The sequence below is a fragment of the Companilactobacillus metriopterae genome (assembly GCF_004117915.1).
GTDB lineage: Bacteria > Bacillota > Bacilli > Lactobacillales > Lactobacillaceae > Companilactobacillus > Companilactobacillus metriopterae.
Genome location: NZ_RSTD01000001.1, coordinates 716378 through 728621, shown reverse-complemented (window position 1 = coordinate 728621; position 12244 = coordinate 716378). Strand labels below are relative to the sequence as shown.

The 12244-nt window shown below is 33.0% G+C and carries 23 protein-coding genes; all 23 read left to right on the top strand.

What is annotated here, in order from left to right:
• Complete coding sequence (locus EKN01_RS03715; protein WP_129045035.1) at positions 1-231, top strand: hypothetical protein; 231 nt, start codon at positions 1-3, stop codon at positions 229-231.
• A gap of 5 nt (positions 232-236) precedes the next feature.
• Complete coding sequence (locus EKN01_RS03710; RefSeq protein WP_129045034.1) at positions 237-434, top strand: hypothetical protein; 198 nt, start codon at positions 237-239, stop codon at positions 432-434.
• 180 nt (positions 435-614) lie between these two features.
• Positions 615-1355 carry a phage recombination protein Bet gene (bet, locus tag EKN01_RS03705; protein WP_129045033.1) on the top strand — a complete coding sequence of 247 codons (741 nt, stop codon included), beginning with the start codon at positions 615-617 and terminating at the stop codon, positions 1353-1355.
• Positions 1309-2115 (top strand): PD-(D/E)XK nuclease-like domain-containing protein, encoded by an 807-nt coding sequence (locus EKN01_RS03700; RefSeq protein ID WP_129045032.1) that lies wholly within the window; start codon positions 1309-1311, stop codon positions 2113-2115. Before bet ends, EKN01_RS03700 begins: the two co-directional genes overlap by 47 nt.
• On the top strand, positions 2115-2771 hold the full coding sequence (locus tag EKN01_RS03695; RefSeq protein ID WP_129045031.1) for a putative HNHc nuclease: 657 nt from the start codon (positions 2115-2117) through the stop codon (positions 2769-2771). Before EKN01_RS03700 ends, EKN01_RS03695 begins: the two co-directional genes overlap by 1 nt.
• A gap of 2 nt (positions 2772-2773) precedes the next feature.
• Positions 2774-3682 (top strand): phage replication protein O, encoded by a 909-nt coding sequence (locus EKN01_RS07900; protein ID WP_241685239.1) that lies wholly within the window; start codon positions 2774-2776, stop codon positions 3680-3682.
• Positions 3672-4088 (top strand): RusA family crossover junction endodeoxyribonuclease, encoded by a 417-nt coding sequence (locus EKN01_RS03685; RefSeq protein WP_241685238.1) that lies wholly within the window; start codon positions 3672-3674, stop codon positions 4086-4088. The genes EKN01_RS07900 and EKN01_RS03685 overlap by 11 nt, the downstream gene beginning before the upstream one ends.
• Positions 4081-4317 (top strand): hypothetical protein, encoded by a 237-nt coding sequence (locus EKN01_RS03680; protein ID WP_129045029.1) that lies wholly within the window; start codon positions 4081-4083, stop codon positions 4315-4317. Before EKN01_RS03685 ends, EKN01_RS03680 begins: the two co-directional genes overlap by 8 nt.
• Entirely contained in the window at positions 4310-4723 is a 414-nt protein-coding gene (gene ssb, locus EKN01_RS03675; RefSeq protein ID WP_129045028.1) for a single-stranded DNA-binding protein, read from the top strand. The genes EKN01_RS03680 and ssb overlap by 8 nt, the downstream gene beginning before the upstream one ends.
• Positions 4723-4929, top strand: a complete 207-nt coding sequence (locus tag EKN01_RS03670) for a hypothetical protein (RefSeq protein WP_129045027.1) — start codon at positions 4723-4725, stop codon at positions 4927-4929. Before ssb ends, EKN01_RS03670 begins: the two co-directional genes overlap by 1 nt.
• A gap of 12 nt (positions 4930-4941) precedes the next feature.
• Positions 4942-5106 (top strand): hypothetical protein, encoded by a 165-nt coding sequence (locus tag EKN01_RS07810; RefSeq protein ID WP_164966359.1) that lies wholly within the window; start codon positions 4942-4944, stop codon positions 5104-5106.
• Positions 5099-5704 (top strand): hypothetical protein, encoded by a 606-nt coding sequence (locus tag EKN01_RS03665; protein ID WP_129045026.1) that lies wholly within the window; start codon positions 5099-5101, stop codon positions 5702-5704. Before EKN01_RS07810 ends, EKN01_RS03665 begins: the two co-directional genes overlap by 8 nt.
• A 109-nt stretch (positions 5705-5813) precedes the next feature.
• Entirely contained in the window at positions 5814-6050 is a 237-nt protein-coding gene (locus tag EKN01_RS03660; RefSeq protein ID WP_129045025.1) for a hypothetical protein, read from the top strand.
• Positions 6047-6733: an N-6 DNA methylase gene (locus tag EKN01_RS03655; protein ID WP_129045024.1), complete on the top strand. Its 687-nt coding sequence runs from the start codon at positions 6047-6049 to the stop codon at positions 6731-6733. Before EKN01_RS03660 ends, EKN01_RS03655 begins: the two co-directional genes overlap by 4 nt.
• An 11-nt stretch (positions 6734-6744) precedes the next feature.
• Positions 6745-7209, top strand: a complete 465-nt coding sequence (locus EKN01_RS03650; protein WP_129045023.1) for a hypothetical protein — start codon at positions 6745-6747, stop codon at positions 7207-7209.
• Positions 7209-7457, top strand: a complete 249-nt coding sequence (locus tag EKN01_RS03645; RefSeq protein ID WP_129045022.1) for a hypothetical protein — start codon at positions 7209-7211, stop codon at positions 7455-7457. Before EKN01_RS03650 ends, EKN01_RS03645 begins: the two co-directional genes overlap by 1 nt.
• Before the next feature lie 112 nt (positions 7458-7569).
• Positions 7570-7812: a hypothetical protein gene (locus EKN01_RS03640; RefSeq protein WP_129045021.1), complete on the top strand. Its 243-nt coding sequence runs from the start codon at positions 7570-7572 to the stop codon at positions 7810-7812.
• Entirely contained in the window at positions 7809-8279 is a 471-nt protein-coding gene (locus EKN01_RS03635; protein WP_129045020.1) for a MazG nucleotide pyrophosphohydrolase domain-containing protein, read from the top strand. The genes EKN01_RS03640 and EKN01_RS03635 overlap by 4 nt, the downstream gene beginning before the upstream one ends.
• Positions 8280-8307: 28 nt before the next feature.
• Positions 8308-8673, top strand: coding sequence for a hypothetical protein (locus EKN01_RS03630; RefSeq protein ID WP_129045019.1), 366 nt, complete (start codon positions 8308-8310; stop codon positions 8671-8673).
• A gap of 149 nt (positions 8674-8822) precedes the next feature.
• Positions 8823-9251, top strand: a complete 429-nt coding sequence (locus EKN01_RS03625) for a DUF722 domain-containing protein (RefSeq protein WP_129045018.1) — start codon at positions 8823-8825, stop codon at positions 9249-9251.
• A gap of 410 nt (positions 9252-9661) precedes the next feature.
• The gene (locus tag EKN01_RS03620; RefSeq protein WP_129045017.1) at positions 9662-9976 is read left to right on the top strand and encodes an HNH endonuclease; all 315 of its coding nucleotides are present in this window, start codon (positions 9662-9664) and stop codon (positions 9974-9976) included.
• 201 nt (positions 9977-10177) lie between these two features.
• The gene (locus EKN01_RS03615) at positions 10178-10546 is read left to right on the top strand and encodes a hypothetical protein (protein WP_129045016.1); all 369 of its coding nucleotides are present in this window, start codon (positions 10178-10180) and stop codon (positions 10544-10546) included.
• A complete protein-coding gene (locus EKN01_RS03610; protein ID WP_129045015.1) occupies positions 10543-12237 on the top strand; it encodes a terminase large subunit in 1695 nt (564 codons plus the stop codon). The genes EKN01_RS03615 and EKN01_RS03610 overlap by 4 nt, the downstream gene beginning before the upstream one ends.
• Positions 12238-12244 lie beyond the last annotated feature (7 nt).

Here is a 12244-nt window from a genome sequence, read left to right as displayed (position 1 = left end):
ATGTTTGAAGGATTAAGAGAAGAGATTGCAGAAATTAATTCAGCACTAACAAGAAGACAAGTTAGAGACCTGATTGTTAAAAATGTTGCTGACGGAAAAAGGAAAACAAGTATTCAGTTGAATTCTGAACTATCAGAACAAGATATCAGTGAGTTAAAAAATGAAGGTATTTCATGTAAAGAAAATTTAGATAAAATTTCTATCTACTATGAATATGAATTGAGATGGTGAATCAAATGACGGTCAGTATAACAGGATATCTACTAATGATGTCAATAATGTTTGGACTTGGATTATTCGTTGGGAAAGTCGGGCTAAACAATATGTTTGATATTGAAGTGGATTTTGAAAGTAAATTTAAAAACGTTTCTGATAAGTTAGTAAATCTACTATTTGGAAATGAAGGCACAAAAAAAGACTCCCTAGGCAAATAGGAAGTCAGAAACATTCAAAAATATTTTATAAAGAAATTATAGCACATATGAAAAGGAATTGAATATGACATTTCCAGAAGAACCAAATTTAGAAGAACCAACATATAAAAAAGAATTTGAACCTAATACTGACCCTTATGACGAATGGGCAGATGAGCAATTATTTAAAGGAGAAGAATAATGGCAGATGATCAAACGGTTGTATATGAATCTAATGGGGAAGAAATTAATTTATCCCCTAGTATGATAAAGAAATTTTTAGTAAGCGGTAATGCTGAAATTACAGATCAAGAAACAATAATGTTTCTATCGTTATGTAAATATCAACATTTAAATCCATTTCTTAATGAAGCCTACTTAGTTAAGTTCAATGGTAAACCAGCACAAATAATTGTTTCTAAAGAAGCATTTATGAAGCGTGCTGAAAGTAATCCACAATTTAGAGGATTTATAGCTGGTGTAATTGTTCAAAGAGGAGATGAAGTTGAATACCTCAAAGGAGCATTTACTCTGCCAAAAGACACTATTTTAGGAGCTTGGGCAGAAGTCAAACGATCGGATAGAGATATTGATACGAGAGTTGAAATTGGTATTGATGAATTTTCTAAAGGTCAAGCCACTTGGAAATCTATGCCGGCAACAATGATTAGAAAAACAGCAATAGTTAACGCCTTAAGAGAAGCCTTTCCAACAGAATTAGGTGCTATGTATACAGAAGATGATAAAGACCTAAATGAAGTTAAATCAGCGCCTAAGAATGTTAATGCAGAGATGTCTGATGTCGTTACTAATGCAGCTGATCTTATCAATAACAACCCTGAACTAGATAACGAAGTAGAAGAAGAATTTGTAGAAGTCGAAGGAGATGTTCAAGATGACAACGAAAACAAAGAAGAATCTGAACAGTCAGAATTACTATGATTCCGATACTGATTTTAAGTACTTATCAGCGACAGTATTTAAAGATTTTGAGAAGTGTGAATCAAAAGCATTAGCTAAGTTAACTGGTGAATTTAAAGAAGATAATATCAAGGCTTTATTGATTGGCAATTATCTTCACTCTTATTTTGAAAGTGATGAAGCACATCAAGAGTTCATCGATAAAAACAGTGAAACCATGTATACCAAAAAAGGGACGCTTTACAAAGATTATTCCATTGCTGATCAAATGATCAATACGTTATCTAGCGACGACATGTTTAACAATCTTTACCAAGGTGACAAGGAAGTAATTGTTACTGGCCAGATTAATGGCGTTGACTGGAAAGGCAAAATTGACTGTTTGAATTTAGAACGTGGATATTTTCTTGATTTAAAAACTACACAAGATATTCATAAAAAATATTGGAATAACGAAACAAGAGAATGGCAATCATTTGTTGCTGAATACAATTATCCACTTCAAATGTATGTCTATAGAGAATTAATTCATCAACAGTTTAACGTGTGGTGTAATCCATATATTATAGCTGTCAGCAAACAAGAGATACCAGACAAGCAAATCATTTCAATTCCTAATTATCGCCTTGAAAACGCAAAATATGAGATTGAAGAGAATCAACAAAGAGTCATTGATGTAATGAATGGTATTACTGATCCTGAAAGTTGTGGCCAATGCGAATATTGCCGACAACATAAGGAATTAAAAGAAATAGTAAGTATGGACGAGCTATTAAATTAATGAATACTTTCGGCAAATTAAAAAGTATTCAAGGTAATAATTTAAAAATTGAAATTGATGAAGAACTTAGTTTGGATCGAATCAGAAAGTACTCAAATGGTAAGACTCCAACAATTGAATTAAACATTGATGATGGTAGGAAGATATCACCAGATCAGAGAAAGAAAGCATATGCACTAATTGGAGATATTGCTGATTGGTCTGGGTTTAAGTTTGTTGAGGAAGCTCCTCAATATATGAAATTACAGTATTACCTAGAAACTGGTTCAGTTAACTTTAGTCTTTCAAATTGCTCTGTTTCAAAAGCAAATGAATATATCACATTTTTAATTGATTTCTGTTTTGAAAATGATATTCCTTTTGCAACTAAAACATGGGACATGCTCCCAAATGATTACGCTATGCAATTGAGATGTTTGAGATATAGAAAGTGTTGTATTTGTGGAAATCATGCCGACGTAGCTCATTTTGAAACAGTCGGTACTGGTAGAAATAGAAAACAAATAGATCATTCAAACTATCATTTTATGGCTTTATGCAGAACTCATCATACAGAGCAACACAAGACAGGAATAATGACGTTTCTACAGAAATATCACATCAAGCCAATCAAATTGGATGATGAAGATATTAAAAAGCTACACATAGGAGGTTAAACATGGCTAGACCTGTTAAAGATGGTCTTGATTACTTCCCATTTGATGTTGATTTTCCAGATAATAAAAAAACTAGTGCTATTATGGGCGAATTTGGTAGTAAAGGTGTTCTCATGATGGTTTACCTGCTGTCTGCGGTGTATAAAAAAGGATACTTCTTACAGTGGGATAAATTAACAGAGATGCAGTTAGTCAATAAAGTTGAAGGATTAAATTCAACAATGGCTAATCAAATTGTTACACGCTTAGTTGCTTATGGAACCTTTGACGAGGAACTGTTCAATTCGGTTAGTGTCTTAACAAGCCAACGAATCCAAGAAACCTATTTAGATGCTACTAAAAGGCGAAAATCACAAAAACCATCTCTTTACTGGATTAATGTAAACAATAATGACACTTCAAATGAGGTTAATGTTGACATTAATACACAAAGTAAAGTAAAGGAAAGTAAATTAAATAAAACTAAAGATAATAAGACCTCACGTTCGAAGTCCAAAAAGCGGACTTACGAACCAGACGACGTTAATTATCAGTTAGCTACTAAGCTCTTTGAAAAGATACTAGAACACAACAGCGAGTTCAAAAAACCTAATCTTCAAAAGTGGGCTGATGATATTCGTTTGATGCACGAACAAGATAATCGAGACTACACCAAGATAAGTAACATGATTGATTGGTGTCAGGCAGATGGCTTTTGGTATGCCAATATTTTGTCGGCCAAAAAACTTCGAGAGAAGTATGACCAAATGAAAGCACAAGCCAGTCAGCAATTTAAGAAACAATCAAATAACCCTAATCGCCGAATTGAAAAGGGTACTGATTGGAGCAAGAAAAAAGCTAAGACGGTTGAACAAACTGATGATATACAAGAACGCTTAGCAAGAATCAGAGGTGCTAAGAGTGGAACTTAATTTAGTAATCAATGAAATACCTGTTCCTGCTTCTAGGCCAAGAGTTGCACGTTGGGGAACGTACATAGCTGAACCATACAAGAGTTACAAAAAGTATGTTGAACAACTTGGTAAGGAACAGTTTAAAAATAAACATTTTGAGCAAGGGATAGCTCTTAGTGTAGACATTAAATTTTATCGTCCAATACAGAAATCAATTAGTAAAGTTGAATACTCTAGAAGGTTAAATAACGAACATTTACCAACTGTTAAACCTGATATTGACAATTACACTAAAGCAATTTTGGACGGTCTAAATGGCTACGCATGGCATGATGATAACCAAATAATACAAGTTAAATCTACTAAATTGTACAGCGATAAACCACGTACAGAAATAACAATAAGGGAGTATGAACATGTATGAATTTTTAGTATTACTAATACTTTTATTAATACTTGGAAGCTACTGCGTATCAATTGTTGATTCAAAAGAAAGAAAACAACAATTCTATCTCAACGAACACGAAGTTCAATTGTGCTTAGATTACAAGTTTCCAAAAGATGAAATAGTTTATGTAGGAAGTCCACTAACAATTGATGAGTTTGAAGAAAAAGTTAATAAATTGAAAATTGGGAGAATAACACGTGATTAATAGAGTAGTCCTAGTAGGTAGATTAACCAAAGATATAGAAGTTAGATATACAACTGGTGGTTCAGCAGTAGCTGATTTTAATTTAGCTGTTAACCGACAGTTTACAAATCAAAATGGCGAACGTGAAGCTGATTTCATTCGTTGCCAAATTTGGCGCAAAGGTGCTGAAAATTTAGCTAAATACACATCAAAAGGTTCACTAATCGGGATCGAGGGACGTATTCAAACACGTTCTTATGAGGATCAACAAGGCGATAAAGTCTATGTAACAGAGGTAATTGTAGATAGCTTTTCATTACTTGATAGCAAGAAAGATAAAGATAGCTCACAAAATCAACAATCAAACGAAAGTCCTTTTGATGGTGCAAAACCTGTTGAGATTGATGATGATGATCTACCGTTCTAATGACAGATCAATTAAAAAAGTTTTTCGATGAGGCAGAAGAACATATCGAAAAAGTAACTGATCACAATAAATTTTTAGCTATCAAAACACAAAAAGGAACATATCATTTTTACCCAGATGACAACAGCTTATTTTTATTGTCAGTTGGTAATGAGTATGTTCGAGTTATGTATCCAGAGCATTATCTAGAAACTAGCTTATTTTAAAGGAGCTAACTAATGGGTAGAACTAGTAAAGAAGTACTTCTTATTAGAAAAAATCACGAATTAGAATTAGAAAATCAAGATTTAAAGAATGAAAACCAACAATTAGAAAATGAGAAAGATTGCCTATTACAAATGATTGAAGAATTGAAGATGAAAGGAGTTATTAGAGTTGACTAACTACACTCATTTAGTAAGAGCTGTTGAAAAAGATTACGGTGTAGGGAATTTAATTGAACATACTGACGATCCTAGAATACAAGAATTTAGACGTATGGTAGATTCAACTGCACATGAAATTACTGCACATGAAATATATAAAATTCAAAAATTTTTTGATTTTGGAACACAGAATATCACAGGAATTGCTCATAGTGCCGATGTTTCAACGGGAGCAGTAAAGAATGCAATTTTAATGAATGATGTAGACATCAGAAAATGGAAACGTAATAACAAGCAGTTTAAACAGGCACAAGAATTGCTAGATAAAGGCAGGAAAGATGACATCAAGAAAGAAACAGGTATGAGTTATTCAATATTAAAATTCTTTTATAAAAATAATATTTTTGATAAGACAAAATATTTAAAAAATAGAAAGAGTGTAAGGCTTAATTACGACTCATACAAAGCGCAAAATCTGTTAGACCTTGGCATGGATAAAGCGGAGATAGCTAAACAGTTAAATATTACGTTAGATCTGCTTGCCAGAGAAATAAGAAAGGGCGAGCTATCTGAAACCAATTGGTTTAAATGGCGACTAGGTATTTATAAGAAATGAGCTATTGCGAATATTGCGACATGCAGATACCAAGAATTTTTACGAAAGATAATTACGGTGAAGTGTATTTACCACCAACATACTGTTCAAATTGTGGGAGGAAACTCTAATGGAAGAATGTGGATATTGTAATGCCGATAATTTATTTAAGTATTCAGGTACTACGGACTTTGTTTATTCTTCAAAAGCTATAAAAGGGATATGGACAGAAGCGGATATAGTTTTTATAGGTTCTGATGATTTTCAATCTGAATTAAAAAAAGGTGATTTTGCTCTTGCTGTTTATGGAGATGATTCTGTTTATGAAAAAATAAACTACTGTCCAATGTGCGGAAGACAGCTATGAATGCTGACTTATTCGGTATAGAAAACGAGTTCTATAAAATGCCTGACAAGTTGAAGAATATCCTGTTCGACAAACAAACTAGAGAAGATTTTTTTAGAAAGTTTTTAGAAGAGGATTCAGATTTATCAAAAGACCAATTCCATGAACTTTTTATGTCTGAAATGGCTAACCGCAAGAAAAAGAAACAGGACTTTACACCTGATAGTGTGGCACAAGTTTTAAATAAATTATCAGAATTTGAAGATGATAACTATTTTGAACTTGCAGCTGGTTCAGGCGGTCTAGCAATTGCTCACTGGTGGCAGGAATGTCAAAAAGAGTTCCCATGGGAATATAGACCGAGTGAACATTTTCATTACCTAGAGGAGCTAGATGAACTAGCAACATTGATATTAATTTTCAATATGTCAATTAGAGGAATGAACGCAGTAATAGTAATGGGTGACTCTTTAGATAAAACAGCCAGTAATGTATTTCTAATTCAAAACTATCTAGATGACCCGATGGGATTTAGTGATGTGAATATAGTTCCATGCAATGAATTAGTGGAGCAAACACTTGATATTAAATTTGTAAATTCAATATACGAACCACATATAGAGACACCTAGGGGTGTAAATATCAGAAAACGGAATGATGCAGACAGGTTCTTAAATGAGCTGCTTAGGTCGGCTAGTAATTAAGGAGAGTAGATATGAAGATTAGAAAAGAATATGGGGATTATTTTTGGGAGTTAACATGTGAATTGCTTGGCGCTTATGAGTCATTAAAAGAATTAGATGAGTTTATAAAAGACGAAGGAACAACATCATGGTTACTATTTGATGAACCTAGTGCTAACGCTGCCGAAAAGGCAATGTTTTTAATTGAGGTTTTTGAATATCCTCTTGACAATGAAAGGTTCGAAAAAGAATTCTTCAACAAATATGTAGAAGGTGGATATCAAGAGCCTTTGTATTATGTGAAGGATAAATATACAGATCAACGCATATATGAAGTAAGAGGCATATATGAAAAAGATAGTTACTTAAAATGGTTTACTCAAAACCAATCTCGCAAGTTTAAGGGTGGATCTAGTATACAAGCTAAACACACCAAGCAAGAATGGCTAGATATTAACCCTGCATACGAAAAGATGTTAGTTGAGGTGGAAGAATAATGCACAATCTGTATATCACGTCTGTTAAGTGGGGACATGAAGGCTGGGAGTTTATTGATATTGGTTGGATAGAAGGTCCTGCACGTAGATGGGGACGTGTTAAAGAATATTATCTAGAACCAGTCCCTAATGAAACGATTGAAATAATGAAGTATTTACTTGAAAATCCTGAAGAGAATTTAGAAATAGAGGTCCAAGAAATATCCGTACCAGATATTATTGAGGCATTAAAGGAAGTGGAAGAATGATACTGAATACAATGTTACTAGTATTCATATTAGGATTCGTATTAGGTAGTTTGATTTCAACTAAAGCTTGGTTAAAGGCGTTGAAATAACACAAATAAAGTAGAGGCAAATAATGAATAAACAAATTACGGCAGGAGAGATTGCGCTGATTCTATCAGCACTTTTTGCTAAGCAAAACCCTGATGGAAGGGTAGCACTAGAGAAGTTAATTAAAAATACTGTACTTACGTATGAATTTGATGAACCTGTGTACAGTATTAGAGAAGATGCAGAGGAATGGTATTCCAACTTGAAGGAAGTAACTGAATCTCAAAATAAAACTATACTTGAAATCAAGAAAGAGTTAGAAGAATGAATAGCAATCTAATAACACTCATTCAAGAATGGTCAACAAAACGTGGACTAAATAAAACTGACCCAGAAAAACAACTCATTAAATTAAAAGAAGAAGTTCAAGAACTTTCAGATGCTCTAGTTAATAAAGACTTCTCTAATAAAAACGGTTCATTTCAAGACAGTGTAGGTGATACGTTAGTAGTATTGATTATATTGTGTCAGCAAACTGGTGTTGATATTAACGAATGCTTAAATGGAGCTTATGAAGAAATTAAAGATAGAACAGGTAAGACTGTAGATGGTGTATTTGTTAAAGATGGTAAAAATAGCAATGTAGAAAAGAATGATTGGGTAGTTTCATACGAAGCAGATGGTGAAATTTGTGAAATAAAAGGGCTAACTTATAAGAGGGCTAAAGAAATAGCCAAAGATTATAAAGATTCTGGTCTATTATACGTCGTTGTTCAACCTGAATTAGAGTATTAATACAAAAAAGAGAGGACAAATGAAATTTATGTTGCGAAAAACTAAAAAAAGAATAGATGAATTGCACACGGAAAATGAAGAGTTAAAGGAACTATTAGTAAAAAAACAGAACAGGTTAGGCGCTGTAAATGAATTCTTTTATGAAATTAGCAAATACGCAGAAACAAATGAACTTATGATAACAGGTGGTTCGTTACACACCGATCCTATTGTATTGAATATTAGTAGTATTAAAGCACTGGTTAAAATATTTGACGTTGATTTTATAAAAAAATTAATTGACAAAAATATAATAACCACTAATAAATACACTATAGAATATTACAATTCACACGATGGATTAAAACTTATGGTTGAAAGTATCGGAAAAGAATTCGTGAATGACAAAAAATAAAATATATTCAAAAGAAATGAGCCACCGCATTGAATATATGCTTGTGGACGACTTTCAAGTGATAGATGACGAAAAGTACATATTAGATGCTACCAATAATCTAGCTTACTATTCATGGCGGTTAGTTATTGCATTAAAAGGAGGATTAAATCATTCAACAATTAACTAAGAGTAGACTTCTAGAATTAGAAGAGGATTTTAAGGAATACCAACAAGTTAATTACAACATTGCTGTTAGGGTTGTTTCATTAGAACATCCCTGGACAGAAAGTGATTCTAATACTGGTGGTGGTTCATCTGGTGTTATTATCAAACCACAAGAAATATTGGCAATAAAAAAAGACGAAGATAAGGAACTTCAACGTCTGTTTAAATTGAAAGCTGATTGTGAGCGTGCTATAGATAAAATGAGCGATGAGCAATTAGAAATGTATAATCTTAGATTTGCTAACTCTGATTATCTTGGGTGGTATGAGATTGCTGATAGGTTGAATTACAGTGTACGAAGTATCTACAACAAAAGATATAAACTATTAGAACTATTGGCTGTTGAGAAGGGTCTGACCAGTTCTGAATAACTGCACAAAAAGCGGTATTTATGAACCTTGTCAACATGTTAAATTGATATAGTAGCAAAAATAAAATTTTTATCCAGTAGCAAGTATAGGTTTCCCAAAAGGTGTAGTAGGTTCGATTCCTGCTACTTGCTTATGTCTGTATTCCTAGCAGGCAAATAAAAATAGAAAGACTACCACGGGTAGTCCTATAAAAAATTACAACATTAAGCATAGTCGCTCATTCGACTGTGCTTTTTGTTTTGGGGTAGTTAAACAATAGGGTGTAGTAGAAGACCCCTATCTATTTTAGGGTACATGATTACAGTACCCATACTTGAACAGGGTGTATTAAAATACCTATACCACATATAGGTATATATGGTAGATAACTATATAGTCTATACATACACCACCATAGGAGGTATACATATATGGCAAAGCCATGGGCTAAGTCCTTCTATCATAGTAAGCAATGGTACAAGGCAAGATCACAATATATTAAAGAAGTTGATGGACTATGTGAACGTTGTTTGGCTAAAGGAGAATATGTTCCTGGAGTTATAGTTCATCACAAGATACATCTAACTATCTTAAACATTAATGATCCAGACATTACACTGAACAAAGATAACTTTGAATATCTCTGTCAGACTTGTCACAATGAAGAACATCATGGGCAAGCATCTGTAATAAGAAATGATTTGATGTTTGATGATAAAGGAAATGTAATTAAAAAAGAAAATTAAATTAAAATTATTTATAAATAATCTAAACTAAGATATTAATTCAAAAAATTTTAAAATAATTTTATTTGGAAATTTCAAAAAATATTTTTTAATCGGCGACTCCCCCCGTCCACTTTGAAAAGGTAGGTGTGGGGTTAAGAACCGATGTCAAACTTTAAAATAACGCAAATCCAATTTTCCACATAAGGGGGGGTTTAATAAATGGCAAAAAAATTAAGTCCAGAAGATAAAAAGATAAATAAAGAGAAAAAATCACTAAAACAAGCTTTTGAAGATATACCTGACGAGAAACAAGCAATTGCTGACAAACTAATCGATAGACTTTCATTTATGACTGTAACTCTTGAAAACTTGGAAGAAGACATCAAAACAAATGGTCCAGTGGTTGAAATGGTAAACGGTAAACAAATATTACTTATAGAAAATCCTGCTCAAAAATCATATAACACTATGATCAATAGGTTTACTTCCACTTACGATAAGTTGATAGGTTTACTACCTAAGGAAGTATCTGTTCCTGTCACTGATGATGACAATGGATTTTCTAAGTTCTTAGGACAGAGACAATGATTAAGTATCCTGATGACTATAATCCAATACTAGATTACTGGAATACATTTGCACAAAACGGTGGGAAAGAAATTGTTGATACAAAGATATATTCAACGTATAAACATTTAGTTTGGAAATTATCCCATAATGAAGATGGTTTCTTCTATTCCAACTTTAGAGGCAACCATGTACTCGAATTCATTGAAAACTATTGTCATCACTCTAAGGGTTCGCAAGGTGGAAAAACTATTGAATTGGAATTATGGGAAAAAGCAATGTTAGCATCTATATTTGGCTTCATTGATGAAGAAGAACATAGACAATATCAGAGAGCTACATTAATAATTGGAAAGAAAAACGGCAAATCCTTACTAGGGTCTGCCGTTTCTTTGTATCTTCAAGTTGCTGATGGAGAACCTGGTCCAGAAATTTATGCTGTTGCTACTAAAAAAGACCAATCCAAAATCATTTGGAAAGAAGCTAGATCTATGGTTAAAAAATCGCCACAACTTAAAAAGATTATTAAACCTAAAGTTAATGAATTAGATTCAGAAGATTATAACGATGGAATATTTAAACCACTTGCTTCCGATTCTGACTCATTGGATGGATTAAATGTTCACGGCGTTCTCATGGATGAAATTCATCAGTGGAAGAACGGCGAATCACTTTATAACATCATGGCTGATGGTATTACTGCTAGAACACAACCATTAATATTTATCACTTCAACAGCTGGTACTGTTCGTGAGGATATTTATGATCAGATTTATGAAGAAGCTGAAATGACTATCGGTGGTTACGACCAGAGTGACGGATATAAGGATCATCGATCAATATTCTTCATATATGAGCTTGACAGTAGAAGCGAATGGACAGAAGAGAAGAATTGGAAAAAAGCCAACCCTGGACTAGGTACAATTAAGAATAGAACAACTCTTTCAGAAAAGGTTGAACGTGCTAAGCAAAATAGTGCATTGGTAAAAAACTTACTTTGTAAAGAATTTAATATTCGAGAGACATCTACAGAGTCATGGTTAAACTTTGAAGATTTCAATAATGAAATGGTATTTGATGCTGCTGAATTAAAACCTAGGTATGGGGTAGGAGGCATTGATCTATCAAAGACCACTGATTTAACTTGCGCAACTGTTATTTTTCAAGTGCCTGATGATGAACACATATATGTTAAGCAAATGTATTGGTTACCAGAGGATAGATTTGAACAACGTATAAAGGAAGATAAAATACCATACGATAAATGGAAAGACCGTGGTTTATTGCGATTAAGTCAAGGTAATAAAATCAATTACAAAGATATAACGAAGTGGTTTTATGAAGTCCAAACAGAGGAAGACATATATATGTTTAAAATTGGATATGATTCATGGTCTGCTACGTATTTAACTGATGAGCTTCAAGATACTTTTGGTAAGGCAGTAACAGAGCCTGTAATTCAAGGTAAGAAAACATTATCAGCACCAATGAATTCATTAGGAGCTGACTTTAAATCACAAAAAATTGTTTACAATAATAATCCAATTCTTAAATGGTGTATTTCAAATACTACTGTTGATATTGATAGAAATGGTAATATTCAACCCTCTAAAGGTTCAAATCAGCATAAGCGAATTGATGGACTAGCATCGCTACTGGATGCTTATGTTGCTTGGGAAAATCATATGGACGAGTACCAAAGCTTAATATGAAAGGAGA